Annotated in this window: 16 protein-coding genes; 8 read left to right on the forward strand and 8 right to left on the reverse strand. The window is 61.0% G+C overall.

The features are described 5' to 3' along the window. Positions 1–22: 22 nt before the first annotated feature. Positions 23–1369: an extracellular solute-binding protein gene (locus LVY75_06210; protein XAZ19743.1), complete on the reverse strand. Its 1347-nt coding sequence runs from the start codon at positions 1367–1369 to the stop codon at positions 23–25. A 521-nt stretch (positions 1370–1890) separates the two neighbouring features. On the opposite strand from LVY75_06210, the gene LVY75_06215 reads away from it, so the two are divergent. After that, positions 1891–2115, forward strand: a complete 225-nt coding sequence (locus LVY75_06215) for a hypothetical protein (protein ID XAZ19744.1) — start codon at positions 1891–1893, stop codon at positions 2113–2115. Positions 2116–2194: 79 nt separating this feature from the next. Here LVY75_06215 and LVY75_06220 read toward each other — a convergent pair whose 3' ends face one another. From LVY75_06220 to LVY75_06245, 6 genes are all read right to left on the reverse strand, one after another. Next, positions 2195–3022: a sugar phosphate isomerase/epimerase gene (locus LVY75_06220; GenBank protein XAZ21340.1), complete on the reverse strand. Its 828-nt coding sequence runs from the start codon at positions 3020–3022 to the stop codon at positions 2195–2197. Next, entirely contained in the window at positions 3022–4227 is a 1206-nt protein-coding gene (locus LVY75_06225; protein ID XAZ19745.1) for an FAD-dependent oxidoreductase, read from the reverse strand. Before LVY75_06225 ends, LVY75_06220 begins: the two co-directional genes overlap by 1 nt. A gap of 58 nt (positions 4228–4285) precedes the next feature. Beyond that, positions 4286–5230, reverse strand: coding sequence for a substrate-binding domain-containing protein (locus LVY75_06230; protein XAZ19746.1), 945 nt, complete (start codon positions 5228–5230; stop codon positions 4286–4288). A gap of 71 nt (positions 5231–5301) precedes the next feature. Continuing rightward, the gene (locus LVY75_06235) at positions 5302–5613 is read right to left on the reverse strand and encodes a MocE family 2Fe-2S type ferredoxin (protein ID XAZ19747.1); all 312 of its coding nucleotides are present in this window, start codon (positions 5611–5613) and stop codon (positions 5302–5304) included. Continuing rightward, positions 5610–6644 carry a sterol desaturase family protein gene (locus tag LVY75_06240; protein ID XAZ19748.1) on the reverse strand — a complete coding sequence of 345 codons (1035 nt, stop codon included), beginning with the start codon at positions 6642–6644 and terminating at the stop codon, positions 5610–5612. Before LVY75_06240 ends, LVY75_06235 begins: the two co-directional genes overlap by 4 nt. A gap of 167 nt (positions 6645–6811) precedes the next feature. After that, positions 6812–7813: a LacI family DNA-binding transcriptional regulator gene (locus LVY75_06245; protein XAZ19749.1), complete on the reverse strand. Its 1002-nt coding sequence runs from the start codon at positions 7811–7813 to the stop codon at positions 6812–6814. Positions 7814–8035: 222 nt separating this feature from the next. Between LVY75_06245 and LVY75_06250 the strand changes: the two genes are divergently transcribed. Further along, entirely contained in the window at positions 8036–8494 is a 459-nt protein-coding gene (locus LVY75_06250; GenBank protein XAZ19750.1) for a YbaK/EbsC family protein, read from the forward strand. 80 nt (positions 8495–8574) lie between these two features. Further along, a complete protein-coding gene (locus LVY75_06255; protein ID XAZ19751.1) occupies positions 8575–9585 on the forward strand; it encodes a Tim44 domain-containing protein in 1011 nt (336 codons plus the stop codon). Here the strand turns inward: LVY75_06255 and LVY75_06260 are convergent. After that, positions 9582–10613 (reverse strand): hydroxyacid dehydrogenase, encoded by a 1032-nt coding sequence (locus LVY75_06260; protein XAZ19752.1) that lies wholly within the window; start codon positions 10611–10613, stop codon positions 9582–9584. The two genes, LVY75_06255 and LVY75_06260, sit on opposite strands and share 4 nt — an antisense overlap. 244 nt (positions 10614–10857) lie before the next feature. Between LVY75_06260 and LVY75_06265 the strand changes: the two genes are divergently transcribed. The 5 genes from LVY75_06265 to LVY75_06285 all read left to right on the forward strand — a co-directional run bounded on the left by LVY75_06265 (position 10858) and on the right by LVY75_06285 (position 17314). Continuing rightward, positions 10858–11457 (forward strand): HupE/UreJ family protein, encoded by a 600-nt coding sequence (locus LVY75_06265; GenBank protein XAZ19753.1) that lies wholly within the window; start codon positions 10858–10860, stop codon positions 11455–11457. 254 nt (positions 11458–11711) lie between these two features. Further along, the gene (locus LVY75_06270; GenBank protein ID XAZ19754.1) at positions 11712–12287 is read left to right on the forward strand and encodes a GbsR/MarR family transcriptional regulator; all 576 of its coding nucleotides are present in this window, start codon (positions 11712–11714) and stop codon (positions 12285–12287) included. A 4-nt stretch (positions 12288–12291) separates the two neighbouring features. After that, positions 12292–13968: a thiol reductant ABC exporter subunit CydD gene (gene cydD / locus LVY75_06275; GenBank protein ID XAZ19755.1), complete on the forward strand. Its 1677-nt coding sequence runs from the start codon at positions 12292–12294 to the stop codon at positions 13966–13968. After that, the gene (locus tag LVY75_06280; GenBank protein ID XAZ19756.1) at positions 13965–15656 is read left to right on the forward strand and encodes an ATP-binding cassette domain-containing protein; all 1692 of its coding nucleotides are present in this window, start codon (positions 13965–13967) and stop codon (positions 15654–15656) included. Before cydD ends, LVY75_06280 begins: the two co-directional genes overlap by 4 nt. Before the next feature lie 77 nt (positions 15657–15733). Beyond that, positions 15734–17314: a cytochrome ubiquinol oxidase subunit I gene (locus LVY75_06285; GenBank protein ID XAZ19757.1), complete on the forward strand. Its 1581-nt coding sequence runs from the start codon at positions 15734–15736 to the stop codon at positions 17312–17314. Positions 17315–17319 lie beyond the last annotated feature (5 nt).

Here is a 17319-nt window from a genome sequence, read left to right on the forward strand (position 1 = left end):
CTTCCGGCAGAGTGCGTCGATCTTAGCGGATGACGATCTTGTCGCCGAGCGTGCTCTTCAGCTCGCTCTCGGCATCGTTGACGGCGGCGTCGACAGTCTTGGCGCCGGTCCAGGATGCTTCAAGGTTCTTCCACATGATGTTCCAGTAGGTGCCGAAATCGGAATTGTTCGGCATCGCGTTGGCGTGGGGTAGCAGTCGCTCCGTCGCCTCGCGGGCCCAGCGATTGGCGGCGTAGAAATCAACGGCCGATTCGGACTTGGAGACACCGAGATGCGCCGACTTGATAGCGTGCAGCGCATTGGTGCGCGGCTCCGAAGCGATCGTGATCAGCTGGGCTGCGATCTGCGTGTCCTCGTCGCTATGACCCGATGTCAGCAGGTAAACGAGAGGGTGCGTCAGCGTGTTGGCCTTGCCGCCTTCGCCAGCCGGAATCAGCGTGAAGGCGATGTTGCCGAAGAAGTCTTTCAGGCCTTCCTGGTTGACCATGCGGGCATAGTGCCAGGTGCCGGCGTCCCAGATGCCGGCCTTGCCGCTGGAGACTTCCTTCCACCACTGGTCGCCCGGCATGCCGATGTGGTTCTTCTTGGTGACGCCGGAAGCAACGGCATCAGCAAAGAACTGGTAGGTGCGCTTCATCGCGGCCTTGTCGAAAACGAGTTTGCCGTTCTCTTCCATGACGCCGCCGAAGGAGGTGTAGAACTGCCAGTAGTCAGGACCGTTGCTGGTGCGCGGATAGAAGCCGTAACCGGGCTGTACGAGGCCCTTGTCCTGCATCTTCTTGGCGTCTTCGAGCAGGTTCTTCATCGTGTACTTGCCGTCCTGGACGTTCTTCGGCAGCGCGTCGAGGTCAGCGTCGCTGTAGCCGATCGCCTTCATGTGCGGCTTCCAGAACAGCATCGGGCGGGATTCAGCATCCTGCGGGATGCCGTAGACCGAGCCATTGTAGGAGGCGATCTGCATCAGGTTTTCATAGATGTCGTTGAGCGGCCAGGAGTCGAGATCGACATAGTCCTCGATCGGAACGATGAGGCCGGCCTGCGACCAGGGAGCGATGTCTTCATGGCCGCTGACGACGATGTTCGGTGCCTTCTTGGCTTCGGCAGCAAGCGTCAGCGCCTGCTTGAAGTCGTCCCAACCCGAGTAAGGGGTCTTTTCGACGATGATCTTCAGATCTTCGCCCTTCAGCGCAGCTTCTCGCTGAAGCTGCTGAGCAGCGATCTCGATGGCATCGAGGCGGTAAACGTCGTTCGGACCAGTACCGCCGGCCCAGACGCTGATGTGAACGTCCTTGGCAAGTGCAAATGCGGAGGTCGAGGCCAGGATTGCGGCCGCAATAGTGAGGGATTTCAGTGTCGGCAAAATGGTCATCTTCTTCATCTCCCTGGAAGAACAGTGTGAGGCCTCTTGACGGGTCATCACTGGTGTTGATGGCCGTTCCAATCGCCCCACGAAAACGTGGCATGTCCCGCTCTAGGGGGCGAACGTAACGACCAAATGACAAAATTGAGCACGTGTGCAAAATTATTATGACGATGTTCTGGGCGCGGTCAATTGCCGATCAAAAGACCCAGTCAGTTGCCGGTGGAAATCGCGATCAGACGGCGGCGGAGCGCCGTCCCAGGCTGGCGATAGGTGGCCCCACATCCGAACGAGTGCCCTTGCCTGCTCATTCCCGATCGGCTAATGATTGCGCCGGAGTTCATCAACAATGGAGGCGTGCAATGACAGATATTTCTTCGTCCCGCGCCTCTTTGGCATAGGTCCTCGAAGCTCCAAACCTCGGCCACGTCCGAAACTTTCAAGCTTCACCATCCAGAGATGGCGTTTTTTTCGCGCGCAGCGTCCGGCTACGGCAACGTCCGCTCGGTATGGCGCTATGCATACTCAGCTTGAAAGAGGGCGGTTCAGATTTCTGGCCGCAGATCATCACCATGACCAATCAACACGCCGGCGACAGCCTGGCGGCATCAATGCGCGAGCTTTGCTCGCGATTCAGCTTCAGGGAAATTCTGCTCGCAACCATCATAGCCCGATGGAGGCGTCAGCGCATGGCAAACAGCGCCAGCAGTCTGCCTGCATGGTTGCGCCATGACCTTGCCCTGTTCGATGACTAGAGGGCCTAGCGACGCATATGCAGGGGGCTGTCCGGCAGGGATGGTAGCATTCCTGTCGGTATCCCGGACGTTATGGCCATCAGATCGCGGCCCAGAGATCGAGAAGCATCTGGCGGAGCAGCAGCGCTTCCGCCCACCGATCGGTACTGTCGTTGCCGTCTCGGCTGGAAATCGCATAGGGCTTCGGACCCAGCTCGCAGGTAAAGACGAGTTCCGCGTCTGAAGCGGCGCGACCACGCCAATCGCGCATACCGTGGTCCCACCATTGCAGGAAGAGCTCGACCCAGGGCCGGTGGTGCGGGAACGAGATTTCGATCTGCACCTGCTCGCGCGATGCGACCCGGCCATGAAAGGCGTGAGCATTGCGGAGAATGCGGTGGATCATGGCATGGTTCTCGGCATCGACAGGAAAGGCGAACTCGCGGGCGACCATGAAATGCGACAGATCGGCAAGCAGCGGCAGATCCGGCCGCCTGTCCAGCAGATCCAGCGTGAAGAAGAGGTCCGTCGTCATCCGGTCGCGGTGGGTCTCTATGAAGACGGGAATGCGGGCTTCCTCGGAAAGCCGCATCCAGCCATCGAGGATCGGCAGGCAGTCTTCGACCCGCCGCATGCGGATATCGGGCTGCAGGTTGATATGGTTGACGGGAAACTCCGAAGCCAGTTCGAGCGGCAGGCGCAGATCCTCGACGGTGCGAGGGAAGCAGACAGCCTCGATCTTCAGCCCGGTGCCCCGGATCGCGTCATTCAGCGTGACGACATCGGCCCGGTTGGTATAGTGGGCGCTTATGCCGTCGAATCCGGCTTCCGAGATCATCGCGATATTCTCGCTGAGGCTGCGCTCGTACCCGTCGGTGTGCCGGCGCTCCATGGCCCAGAGTGACTGGAAGATCAGCAGTCTCTGCATCACGCCGCCTTCTCCCTTTTCAGAAGGGCCTTTAGGTTCAGGCCGGGATCGGCAAGTGCGGCCGGATCAGGATGGATACCAGCTGCAATCAGCATTTCTGCGAGCTTGATATCCCTGGCCAGGGAATTGCCGATACCGAGGCCGGCTGCGGCCACAAGGCGCCCATCGTCCAGATAGAATTCAAGCTCGTTATCGCCGAGCGAACGGATCACGCGCTCGTGCGTCGGCTGCGGCAGCCCCACCACCTGCAAGCCGAGGTCATACTGATCGGACCAGAACCAGGGGATCGCGGTAAAAGGCTCAGCGATGCCGATCATGTTGCGCGCAGCAGTTTCTGCCTGCGCTCTTGCATTCCGCCAGCTCTCGAACCGGGTATGAATTCCGCTTTGCTGGCTCACCGCCGCACAATCACCCGCTGCAAAGATATCAGGTGCGCTGGTGTGAAGATGGCGATCGGTCAGAATACCGTTCCCGGTCGCCAGCCCAGCTTTCTCAGCGAGCGTGACTTCCGGCGTCACACCGATGGCACTGACGACCAGATCGGCGCGCACCAGGCTTCCATCACTCAGCAGAACACCATCTTCATCGATGGCGACAACGCCCCGGCCGAGGTGGAAAATGACGCCTTCCGAGCTGTGCCTGGCATGAAGCTTGTCGGCAAAGCGCGGCGGGACCGCGCGTCCCAGCGGCTTGGGTGCCGCTTCGATGACGCTGACCGCGATATCTTTTCCGCGAAGGACGGAGGCGAGCTCCATGCCGATCAGGCCGCCGCCGATAATGGCAACGCTACGCGTGATCCCCGCTTTGGAGAATATCGCTTCGGCATCGGCATGAGTGCGAAAATCGAGCGCACGCCCGGCACCCGGGCAGGCAAGCCTTCTTGGGCGCGCGCCGGTGGCGAGTAGCAGCTTTTCGTAGACCAGGACCTGCCCGTTGTCCAAGGTGACTGCAGCAGCATCGGCATCCAATTCCGAGACCAACACGCCCCGGAGATATTCGATCTGGGCTGCAGCTAGCGCATCGTCCGCGCAGATCAGCTTCATCTGGACGGCGCCATCCATCGGTTTCGACAAGGGCGGCCGTTCGTAAGGCAGATGCGGCTCGGCACCAAGCAGGGCTATTGATCCGGAATATCCGGTCTCGCGCAGGGCGAACGCCGCGCGTGTTCCGCATTCTCCTGCGCCGATGATGACAATGCCGCTCATAAAGCTCTCCATGAAAGGAGGCCGGCGCTCGTGAGGAAGAGACGCCGGCCGGGGAGGATCAGTTCTTTTGCCGGTACTGGTCCATGTTTTCGGGAGTGACCAGTTCGAAAGGAGCCCAGACCTCCTTTTCAATGCCCTTTCCTTGAGCGAGCGCAACGGCTGCATCGACGGCGCTCGCCGACTGTCCCTTGGCGTTCTGGAATACCGTCACGTCCAGATCGCCCGCGGCCATCGCAGCAAGGGCATCCTGCGTCGCATCGATGCCGACGACGACGACGCTGTCCATCGAGACGCCGGTGGCCTTGAGTGCCTGGATCGCACCGATTGCCATTTCGTCGTTATTGGCAAAGACCGCGTCGATCGGCCGGCCGGCGGTGATCCAGTTGGTTGTCAGATCCATGGCGTTCGTGCGCGTCCAAGCCGCCGATTGCTCGTCGGCGATGCTCACGTCTTTGCAGTCGCTCGCCGCAAGCGTTTCCTTGACCGACGATGTGCGATCGCGCGAGGCCTGATGTGCGAGATCTCCCATCAGGATATAGGCCTGGGCACTGCTTGCCTTGCCATTCTTCTTCAGGATCTGACAGGCGGCTTCCGCACCGAGACGCCCGGAGTCGGTTTCCTTGGAGCCGACATAGGCCTGCTTTTGCGGTAGCTGAGCGAGATTTCCCGGCTCAAGGTTGAGATAGACGAGAGGAATACCAGCCTTCTCGGCCGCCGCGCTGATGCCAGGCGCTGCGGATGTATCCGCAAGTGTCACGATGATCGCATCGACGCCTGCAGCGATGAAATTGTTCACCTGATTGAGTTGCTTGGAGACATCGGTCTGAGCGTCCTCGATCTGCAGGGTGACGCCACCCACTTCAGATGCCCTTGCGCTCAGACCTTCTCGCAACAATGTCTGAAAGTTATTGTCGAAGCTCTGCATCGACACGCCGATGGTCTCGGCCGAGGCAGCACTTGCCGTCAGGGCGACCAGGATGGCCGCCACACAAAATGACTTCATGATTTCCTCCCATGGGTGCCGGGCCACCCCACGCATTCCGGAGGCCACTCAGGCCTGCAAAAGATGCTGGCTCAGGCGAGAGCCACGCGCACCTCCCCGTCGATCACCTCGGCGGGATAGGTCTTCAAATTTTCGCAGGCCGGAAGCCGCAGCGCCTCGCCGGTGCGATAGTCGAAGGCGCCGGAATGTTTGGGACATTCCACTTCGAAATCCATGACCAGACCTTCGGCGAGATGGATGGCCTCGTGGGTGCAGAGGCCGGCAGTGCAATAGACGCTGTCATCGGGACCGCGATAGATCGCATAGGTGCGGCTGCCGTGATCGAAACGCATAGCGCCTTCCTGTTCGATGTCTTCGAGTTTACAGGCAGTGATCCAGCTCATTCGGCTGCTCCCTTCACTTGCATGCCAGCCTTGCGGGCGGCGAGCTTTTCCTTGCGGCGGCGGTAACGCTCCTGCATGCGCGCCTCGCCTTCGGACGAACCGTCGTGCCAGGTGCCGAACCACTTATCGAGCGGGATCAATGCATCGCCGTAATTCACCTCGAAATATTTGTGATGCAGGTAATGCGCATAGGCGTGGCTATCGACCAGCGTGTCCTCGCCGACCTCGACTTTGTCGAAGCCGACATGGCCGGGGATGGCGCCGAAGCCCGCATAGTGCAGCTGGTAGAGCATCAGGATCGGATTGGACGGCAGGACCAGGTGGTAGAAGGCCGTTCCGAGATAGAGCAGATGCTCGACCGGATGCATGGATAGCGACGACCAGGGCGACGGATTGACAGAGTTATGATGGACCGAATGCACCCACTTATAGAGGAAGGGCGTGTGAATGAGCCGGTGTATGCAGAAGAAATGGAACTCGTGGATGATCGGCACCGCCAGCGCGACCAATGCCAGCGTCCAGGGATGTTCGGCAAAGCTCAGCCATGGCGCGTAACCATTGGCATAGGCCCATAACATGCCTGCTTCGATCGCCGTCCAGATCGTTACCCCCGACAGGAACGTGCGCAATATATTGTCGAGGTTTTGGCTTTCGAACCAGAAGGCCTTGTTCTTCTGCTCGGAGGGAAATTTGCCATTGTACTTGAAGCGGCTCTCCTGCCGCTTCAGCACATAGAGATGCAGCTCGAATGCGCCGTAGAACAGGAGTACGCAGACCGCATTGACGGCATATAACCAAGCAATCCAGCCAATGCCCGGCGTCCGCATTGTTTCGACGGGCGGAATGACCCAGGCCCAATAGGCAACGGCCGAAGCGGCGAAAATCGCATTCCACGGAAAGAAATAATGCGGCAGCCATTTCACGACGGCCATCAGCCTCGGCGGAAACGCAAATAGCGGCGCGGTCTCGACCGGCTGGTTCGGCGCCCAGTCGCCGCGCTTGTTGCGCGTGCCGAATTTCAGATCGTCCATTGCACTCTCCTTCAGGTGGATCCGATATCGGTCCGCGCAGATCTGATGAAGGAGAGCGCCTTCTGCGCCCTGTCCGGTGTCGCTCCTCGCGACGCTCGGGCTCTCCCCCTGATGCAAAAGTAACAGGAGAGCGCGTCGGAGCCGAAGCCATTCTTGATCAAATCAGATCAAAGCGCTTCCTTGGTGATGGTGATGAAACGGATGGGGGCCTGATCCGGCTCGATATCGGTCAGGCCAATGCGGCGCAGGATGAGATCAAGCGATCGCCTGGCTTGCGCTTCCGGCGCCTGATCGAGGACGACATCCATGATGCCATCCTGAAGTGCCTTGCGGGTGTAGTCCGTCAGTTCGTGGCCGACGAAAAAGATATCGCGCTTGGCGGCTTGGCGTCGAAGCACATCAATGAGAGCGGAATTGGCGCCGCCGGCATTATAAAGACCGGCCAAGTCCGGATAGGTCTTCAGAGCTGACGCGAGAAGCTCGGCGCTGATATGCTCCTCATCAAGACCGAAGCCCAGCCACTGGAAGCTGGTGGCACCGGCATGCTCCAGAAAATATTCGGAAAATCCGCGGATACGATCGCGATGGACCTGATAGATCGGATGGCAGATCGCCACGACAGAGCCCTGCCGGCGGGCCATTCGACCGATGAAGAGTGCTGCAGTGCGTCCGGCAGCATAGTTGTCGATGGCGACTAATTCGCCCGAGCGATCGGAAGCGCGGGTCACGACATGAACCACAGGCAACCCTTGGGCGACAACCTTGTCCACCGCCGCCTTGATGACAGGGTTGCTCGGCACCGCGAGGATGAGGCCCGCGCGCGGCAGGTCGGTCGACAAAATGCGCCTGGCGATCTCCTCGGGCTTCATTTCCTCGGTGAAGCTGCGATGTACGACGACGAGAGCATCGAGCGTCGCCGCGATCCTCTCGAATGCCTTGGAGAGCCGCTGATAGAATGTGGTCTCAGGGCGAACCATCAGCACTTCGATGCGTAAAAGGCCGCGACGCGTATCGGGGAGTGTTCGTGGGTAGTCCAGGCTGCGCGCGGCAATGATCACCTTCTCGACGAGTTCGGGCCGCACACCGCCGCGCCCGTTGAGCACGCGCTCGACAGTCGCGGTTCCCACGCCCGCCTGGCGGGCGATATCGCGATAATTCGGCTTGCTCACTCTGGAGTCCTTATTGCGCAGCTGCCAATTTTTCCAGCAATATCCATGACTTAGAATTTCGGAACAATCCGCGCCACTCAAAAGGACGACCGAAAACGATATTGCGGCAACTAAGCAATTGAATTCTCTAAAATTTAAATATTAAGTTGGCCCGCAAGTGCGGGAATTCACCGCCGCTTCGCGGCCTCCCTGTCGATTGTCGATCCAGAAGTATCCTATCCTATGAGCCTTGAATCCGTTCGCGCCTTCTTCGCCGCCAATGCCCCCGATATCGCCATCGTCGAAACGGCCGGCAGTTCGTCGACAGTCACTCTCGCCGCCGAAGCGCATGGCGTCGAGCCCGCGCAGATCGCCAAGACGATCTGCCTTCGTGTGGGCGACCGCACCATGCTGATCGTGGCAAGCGGTACCGCGCGTCTCGACAACAGGAAGTTCAAGGACACGTTCGGTGGAAAGGGGCGCATGCTCGATGCCGAAGAGGTGCTGGCAGTGACGAGCCACCCGGTCGGCGGTGTCTGCCCCTTTGGCCTGCCTGCACCGCTGCCGATCTATTGCGACGTATCGCTGAAGCAGTTCGGCGAGGTCGTTCCGGCCGCCGGTTCGACCAATTCCGCCGTGCATATTCCGACCGAACGATTGGTGGAAATCACCCGCGCGGAATGGGTCGACGTCTGCCAGTAGCATCCCACAACTTCACAGGGCAGAAAGAATACCTATATTATCTCCGAACATGCCATTCAGCGCATGATAGGAGATGAAGAATGCCCAGTGCCGTTTCGCGTTTTGCCAGGATTGCGGCTATCGCTGTACTTGCGAGCGCCACCGTCTTTGCTTCGATCGGAGACGCCGATGCGCGCCGCGCCGGCGGCTTTGGCGGATTCGGAAGCCGTGGCACGCGCACCTTCAACGCGCCTCCGATCACACAGACTGCCCCGGCCCCGGCCGCGCCCATCGAACGCTCGATGACGCCGCGCCCGCAGACGACTGCGCCTTACGGCACCCAGCAGCCCGGTTTTGCTCAGCAGCGCCCCGGCCTCTTCAACGGCTTCGGTCGTTCGATGATCGGTGGCCTGATTGCCGGCGGCCTTCTCGGCATGCTGCTCGGCCATGGTTTCGGTGGCGGCTTCGGTTTCCTTGGTATGCTCTTGCAGATCGCGCTGATCTTCGGAGCGATTACACTCGCCATGCGTTTCTTCGCCAATCGCCGCCAACCCTCGTATGGAACAGGCGGCCAGAGCTATGGTGGACCGCAGGCCCATAACATGACGCCGGCCAATGCCGGTTCGTCCTTCCATATTCCGGCGATCGGCTCGGGTTCCGGCAGCCAGCAGCGCAATGCCCGCCCGAGCGATGAGATCGGCCTTGCCCAGGCGGACCTCGACCAGTTCGAGGAATTGCTGACAAAGGTTCAGACCGCTTATGGCGCAGAAGACTACGCCGCGCTGCGCCGCCTGACGACACCGGAAGCCATGTCCTACCTTGCCGAAGAGCTTGGCGAGAACGCCACCAATGGCGTGCGCAACCAGGTATCCGACGTGAAGCTTCTGCAGGGCGATATTGCCGAAGCCTGGCGTGAGAACGGTCAGGAATATGCAACACTCGCGATGCGTTATTCCTCGATCGACGCCATGGTCGAGCGCGCGAGCGGCCGTGTCGTTTCGGGTGACGATCGCCGCCCGAGCGAAAGCACAGAGGTCTGGACCTTCGTGCGCAAGCCCGGCGCCGATTGGAAGCTTGCCGCTATCCAGGGCACCGGCCAGCGCGCAGCCTAATTGACCGACACGGGTTTGGAGCGCATTCGGGACACCGTTTCGCGCTCCGCCCGCTTGCAGCGCATCGGCGGCAGGCCGCGATCCATCAGATCCATGTCTTCGAGCACCATGTCGCCCATCCTCTTGAAGGCGATATCGAGCGCACCTGCCCGATGGGCCGAGCGGAGGAAGCCTTTGAGGCTGCGGACGGGATGGTCGAGCGGCAGCGGTTCCTGAGGATAGACATCGCTTGCCGCCACGATATGGCCTGACGCGACGGCCGCCATCAGCGCTTCGAAATCCACGACATCGGCACGGCTGAGCAAGATGAAGGCCGCACCCTTGCGCATGCTGGCGAAAGCATCCGCGCCGAGGAAGCCCCTGTTTTCGCTGGTGACGGAGGCAACGACGAAGACGAAATCGCTCTGTGTCAGCACGTCGTTCAGGCTCGCTGGCTCGACGCCATTTTCTTCCAGGATCGAACGAGGCATCCAGGGATCGAAAACCCTGATTCTGGCGCGAAAGCCTGAAAGGACGCGGCGCAACGCCTTGCCGAGATCGCCGAAACCGACAATCCCAATCTCCGAACCCGCGATCAGCCGCGCGCTCGTATTGCCCTCGCCGCCCCAGAGTTCCTTGCCCTCCCGGAAGGCCACATCGGCGTCGACGATGCCACGGGCAAGGCTCAACGCAAAGCCGAGGCCGATCTCCGCCACGGGCTCTGCGAAAACCTGACCGGTCGTCACCACGTGGATGCCGCGCCGGAAGAGGATCTCATAGGGCATGTTATTGAGGAGGTTGCTCTCGACGTTGAGGATCGAGCGAAGCTGCGGCATGCGGCCGAGTGTTTCCGCCGAAAGCGGCGGCTGGCCGATGATGTAGCGCGCCTTGCCCAGAATATCCTCTCCGAGGCCGGCGATGTTTTCGGCATCGGCCTCGACAATCTCATATTTGGCATTGAGTTCGGCACGCGCCTTGTCGCTGAAGATCAGGTCGAGCGTGCGCGGTTCCGGCGCACTGATTGCCAGCGGCTTTTCGGTATTCGTCATGGAATCCTCCTCAAGATGCGGCGGCTCTCACCGCCGCAACGTGATTGATAATACCGTTGGCGGGCGCTTGTGAAGACGCCTTTCAAAACGGCAATTGCCTACGATATAAGCACTTGAAATTCCTACCTATTCTTCTCCTTTCCGTTGACGATGAAATTTCGCTGGATTAGCTTGTGGAAGCGACTTGCAACCGGGACTGAGCGATCGGCGGCCGCAGGATCTATAAAACAGAGGGAATTCCATCATGAAATCAGTCTTCAAGAGCGGCGTCCTTGCGCTTGCTGCCGCAGCGCTTCCGGCAGCTGCCTATGCCCATACCGGCGTCGGCGAGACGGCCGGCCTTGTCCATGGTTTCAGCCATCCGGTGTCCGGCCTCGATCACATCCTGGCCATGGTCATGGTCGGCGTTCTTGCCTTCCAGCTTGGCGGCCGCGCCGTCTGGGCTGTGCCAGCGACCTTCGTGCTTGTCATGGCCTTCGGTGGCGCGCTCGGCATGGCCGGCATCAACGTGCCTTTCGTTGAAACCGGCATTGCGCTTTCCGTCATCGTGCTCGGTGCTGTCGTCGCTCTGAACATGCGCGCCTCCACAGCGGCCGCAATGGCTGTTGTCGGCCTGTTTGCAGTCTTCCACGGCCATGCGCATGGGGTCGAAATGCCTGAAAATGCGGGTGGTGCCGCCTATGCCGCAGGCTTCATGTTCGCAACGGCCCTGCTGCATGCAGTCGGGCTCGGCGTTGGTTTCCTTATCGCTCGCTTCGGCGAACGGCGGGGTGTCTTTGTCATGCGTACGACAGGCGGCCTTGCAGCCATTGCCGGCGTCGGCCTCCTGACTGGCCTCATCTGAGGCTTACGCCTCACCGACAAGTTCAAATTCAAACAGCATCTGGCGCCCGGCAGACACCAGTCTGTGGGCGTTTTATGTTTGCAGGATTTGATTCAAGTCAATTCCGGGCGCTCAGCGCCGGTCTATGAAGAAGCAGTTCACCGAAGAATGCTTCCAAATTGACGCAGGTCAAGCTCGCCAATTGCGGCACAAACGCGAAAGTCTGTATAGTGATTTCAGAAATTTCTGAAATCACAGACGCAACGGAAATGACAATGAACCTTCCGCCTCTCGTTCAGTCCTTCGTCCTGCACTTCGGTGAAATGGGTTCCCGCTGGGGAATCAACCGTACGGTCGGCCAGATCTATGCTCTGCTCTACGTCTCGCCAGCGCCGCTCTGCGCAGAGGAAATCGTCGATGCCCTCGGCATATCGCGCTCGAATGTTTCCATGAGCCTTCGCGAGTTGCAGGCCTGGAACCTGGTGCTGCTACGCCACAAGCCGGACGACCGGCGCGACTTCTTCACGACGCCGGACGACGTCTGGGTCATCCTCAGAACGCTTGCCGAAGAGCGCAAGAAGCGTGAGGTCGATCCGACGCTTTCGGTGCTGCGCGAGATTCTCATGCAGCGCCCGGCAAGCGAGGCCGAACGCCATGCGCAGGAGCGCATGAGCGAGATGCACACGCTGATCGAGCAGCTGACGCATTGGTACGAAGACGTAAAGCAACTTGAAACAGAGAGACTTGCAACGTTACTCTCGTTAGGCGCAAAAGTGACCAAATTGCTGGAGGCCAAGGACAGGGTCGTTTCGCTTGGCCGCCGCCGTCCCGATCCCGCGAACAAGAGCTAGCGCCATGACCCGTGCTTTCTTCGACGCGAGAAACCGGCGAGAGGCGGGGACACGCAAGCCCACCGCAAACAGACGCCGCTTGCGCAGCGCCGCAATGCTCCAGGCCTTCGCGGCCGCGCTCTGGATTCCGCAGGCGGGCCTGCTTGCCTGGTCTGTCGGCAGGCTTGCCGATGGTAGCGGTCTTAATGATGTCCTATGGCCGGCTGTCTCTGTCTTGCTGCTCGGCATCGTCAAAAGCTGTCTTGATGCAGTCGGCACCCGCCTCGCCTTTCGCGCGGCCCGCGCTGAACTCAGCGAAAGGCGGGCGACAGCCGTCCGCCTGCTCGCACGGCTCTCGCCCGTCGATATCGGCCGTCCAGCTTCCGGCGAAGCAGCGAGCATTCTCGGCGAACAGGCTGAGATGATCGTACCCTTTCTCTCCCGGTTCCAGCCGACGCGGATGAAGGCAAGCCTTGTGCCGTTCATCATTCTCGGCTGCATTTTCCCCATCTCCTGGATTGCAGCACTCGTGCTGCTGTTCGCTGCGCCGCTCATTCCGATCTTCATGGCGCTGATTGGCTGGCGCGCGCAGGCTGCAAGCGAAAAACAGCTTATCGCAACGGGTGGCCTCAACGCTTTCCTGCTCGACCGTCTGCGCGGTCTTGCAACGATCCGCTCTCTCGGCGCCGTCGATGCCACTGCGCACCGGCTCCGCGCGGAAGCAGAATCGCTTCGCACGCGCACTATGGCAGTGCTGAAGATCGCTTTTCTGTCTTCGGCTGTGCTCGAACTCTTTTCGGCACTCGGCGTGGCGATGACCGCCGTCTATATCGGCTTCAGCCTGCTCGGTGAAATCCGCTTCGGCGCATGGTCGGCCGGCCTCAGCCTCTCTGAGGGCCTGTTCATCCTGCTGCTGGCACCGGCCTTCTTCGAGCCACTGCGTGAACTCTCCGCTGTCTGGCATGACCGTGCCTCGGGCGAAGCCGCGCTGAAGGCACTTAATGGATTAGCTGCCGGAGGCATGACGCTTCCCGAACGGGAGAATGTCGCCGCCGCCGGGGCCTGCGACATCCGTCTGGTAGACGTCGGCTTTCGCTACCAGCCCGATCAGGAGCCGGTGCTTGACGGCTTCAAACTCGATATCGCCGCTGGCGAACATCTGGCGCTGCTCGGCGCGAGCGGCAGCGGCAAATCGACCATACTATCGCTGATCGCCGGCCTGGCACCTTGCGGAGAAGGTCAGGTTCTGATCGGAGGCGTGCCGGCAAGACGCGGCGGGATGGCCTGGATCGGCCAGAAGCCGCACATCTGTGCCGGTACGATATCGGGCAATATCGCGCTCGGCAGGCCCGGAATGACAAGAGACAAGGTCGCCGATGCACTCGAACTGGCAAGGCTTGCCGGCGTCGCGCAAGCCTACGGCCATCGCCCGCTCGGCGAAGGCGGCATCGGCCTTTCCGGTGGCGAGGCGCTGCGGCTGGCGATCGCACGGGCGGCCTGCGATCCCGATGTCCGCATCATCCTTGCCGACGAGCCGACCGCCCATCTCGATGCCGAGACTGCCGCTGAGATCACCGCCAGCCTACTCGCCCTCGCCGAGGATCGCACGCTGATCGTGGCCACGCATGACCCGCTGCTGGCCGCGCGCATGCAACGCACCATCCGCCTTGACAGCGAAACCCTTCGGGAGGCAGCCGAATGACCTTTTCCCTCAAGGATATCAAACCGGTCCTGCATCTCTTCCTCGAGACACGCCGTAGGGAACTGCTGCTCGGCGCGGTGCTGTCGGCCGCGACTGTCATCGCCGGCATTGCTTTGCTCGGCCTGTCGGGTTGGTTCATCACGGCGACCGCGCTTGCCGGGCTTTCGATCACGGTTGCCGCGACTTTCGATGTGTTTGCGCCATCGGCAAGCATTCGCTTCCTCGCCATTCTGCGTACAGCAGCCCGCTATGGCGAACGGCTGACAACTCATAATGCCACGCTTGCCGTCTTGGCTGCCCTGCGCGAGCGGCTGTTCCGAGGCTGGGCATCGGCGGGTGCTGCGCGCACGCTTCTCAACCGACCGGCTCGACTGCTCTTCCGGCTGACAGCAGATATCGACGCGCTGGATTCGCTTTACCTGCGTGTTCTCGTGCCGGCGACCGTGGCGATCGGTGCAGCACTCGTCGCCAGCGTCACGCTCGGGCTGATGCATCCGCTGTTTGGGCTGCTCTTCGGCCTTTGCCTTATACTGGTTGGACTTGGTCTGCCGCTCGCTGCGGGTCAGGCAGCCCGCAAATTTGCACGGCGGCGCGCTTATGGCATCGAGACACTACGGTCGCGGACGATCGATCTCGTTGCCGGACAGGCCGATCTTCTGATGGCAAATCGGCTTGCCGCCCAGGAGCACGCGATATCAGCCGCAGACGCCTATGTGGCAAACGCCGACGACCGGTTGAACCGGATAGAGACCGGCGTGGCCTTCGGCTTCGGGCTCTTTTCGACCGCCCTGCTGGTCGCGGCACTGCTCTCCGTAGCGGCGCTGATGCAGGCAGGGGCGATCAGCGCTCCTGTCGCAGCACTGGGCGTGCTCGTTGCCTTTGCCGCCGCAGAACCCTTCGCAGTATTGCGCCGGGGTGCCCTGGAATTCGGACGGACGCTGCTTGCCGCCGGACGCATCGCACCGCGCCTTTCCGCAGTCGAGGCGGATTTCGCGCCCAAGGCGCCTGCACATGAACTCGCCTTCGCACTGCAGAACGTGACCGTTATCCACGATGGCGCGGCCCTGCCGGCCTTACGGAATGTGACCCTGGAAGTAAGCCGCAGCGAACATATCGCCGTGATCGGCTCGAGCGGAGCCGGCAAATCGACCCTGTTATCGCTGCTTGCAGGCGAATTGCCACCGGCCTCCGGCATGGCCGCTGCACTCGACGGCACGCTGCTGACCCAGCGGACGGAACTTTTCCAGGATACGCTGCGCGGCAACCTCGTGCTCGCAGCGCCAGATGCCGATGACGACCGGTTGCGCGATGCGCTTGCCGCTGCCGGCCTGATTGCCGATGTCGATGCGCTGCCATCGGGCCTCGATACACTGCTCGGCGAAGGCGGCATGGGGCTTTCCGGCGGCCAGTCGCGTCGGCTGGCGCTCGCCCGTCTCTTTCTGCGTGACACGCCGCTCTGGCTTCTCGACGAACCGACCGAAGGTCTCGATGGGCGCACGGCGCGCGACGTACTGCATCGGCTCGCAGTCGAAGCGGAAGGCCGGGCACTGCTCATCGCAACCCATATTCGCCGCGAAGCGGCGCTCGCAGACCGCATCGTCGTCGTTGAGGGCGGCCGCATCACAGAAGTTTCGCGCCGTGGAGAGGCGGCGTTCGAAAAGGCGCTCGATCGGCTTCGGCCGGATTGAGCGAACAGGCCTACCCCGCGTGGCCGGCCGGCCACGCGGAAACTCTTGATACCGCGTGGGACCGTGGGAGAAAGATAATGGAACTAGACATCGTAGCGCTATCGCGCTTCCAATTTGCGCTGACAGCGCTTTATCACTTTCTGTTCGTACCCCTGACGCTCGGCCTTTCCGTGCTGCTTGCCATCATGGAAACGACCTACGTCATGACCGGTCGCCAAATCTGGCGGCAGATGACGAAATTCTGGGGCACTCTGTTCGGCATCAATTTCGTGCTGGGCGTCGCCACCGGTATCGTCATGGAATTCCAGTTCGGCATGAACTGGAGCTATTACAGCTATTACGTCGGCGATATTTTCGGCGCGCCGCTGGCGATCGAAGGCCTGATGGCCTTCTTCCTCGAAGCGACTTTCGTCGGCCTCTTCTTCTTCGGCTGGGACAAGCTGTCGAAGGTCGGCCATCTGGTCGCAACCTGGGCGGTGGCGCTCGGCTCGAATTTCTCCGCGCTCTGGATTCTCATTGCCAACGGCTGGATGCAGAACCCGGTCGGTTCCGCGCTCAATCCGCAGACGATGCGTATGGAGATCGTGAGCTTCTTCGACGTGGTCTTCAATCCCGTCGCGCAGGCAAAGTTCGTCCATACGGTCTCGGCCGGCTACGTCTGTGCCTCGATCTTCGTGCTCGGCGTCTCGGCCTGGTACATGCTGAAGGGCCGGCATATCGAGCTTGCAAAGCGCTCGATGACCGTCGCCGCATCCTTCGGCCTCGCCTCGGCACTCTCGGTCGTCGTGCTTGGTGACGAAAGCGGTTATCTCGCTACCGAAAACCAGAAGATGAAGCTCGCCGCAATCGAGGCCATGTGGAAGACGGAGCCGGCTCCGGCTGCCTTTACCGCCTTCGGTTTCCCCGATCAGGAGGCGCGCGAAACCCATTTTGCCGTCCATATCCCCTGGGTCATGGGGCTCATCGGCACGCGTTCGCTGACGACGGAAATACCCGGCATCGACAAGCTGGAACAGCAGGCCGAGGCCCGCATCCGCGACGGCATCAAGGCCTATGATGCGCTGATGCAGATCCGCTCCGCGCCGACGCAGGATCAGGTTGCCCAGGAAGTGCGCTCCTCGTTCGAGGATCTAGGCCACGACCTCGGCTATGCCCTGCTCCTGAAGCGCTATGTCGATGATCCACGTCAGGCGAGCGACGAGCAAATCGCCCAGGCCGCGCGTGACACGATCCCGCACGTGCCGACGCTCTTCTGGTCGTTCCGCATCATGGTTGGTCTCGGCATGTTCTTCATCGTGCTGACGGCAACCTTCTTCTGGCTGTCGGCTCGCCGGCATCTCGACAAGTACCCGCTGCTATTGCGCATCGCGGTCTTTGCCATCCCGCTGCCCTGGATTGCCATCGAGGCAGGCTGGGTGGTTGCCGAAATCGGCCGTCAGCCCTGGGTGATCGAAGGCGTACTGCCGACGGCGGTCGCCGTTTCCAACCACGGCGCCTGGACGGTGCTGCTCACCATCATCGGCTTTGCCGCGCTCTATACGACGCTGATCATCATCGAGATGAGCCTGATGCTGAAGGCGATCCGTCAGGGGCCGGAACCGGACCACGAGCCGGAAGCCAAGCTGATCTCCGAAACCCTCGTTCCAGCTGCGGAGTGACCTGT

Source organism: Sinorhizobium sp. B11 (assembly GCA_039725955.1).
GTDB lineage: Bacteria > Pseudomonadota > Alphaproteobacteria > Rhizobiales > Rhizobiaceae > Rhizobium.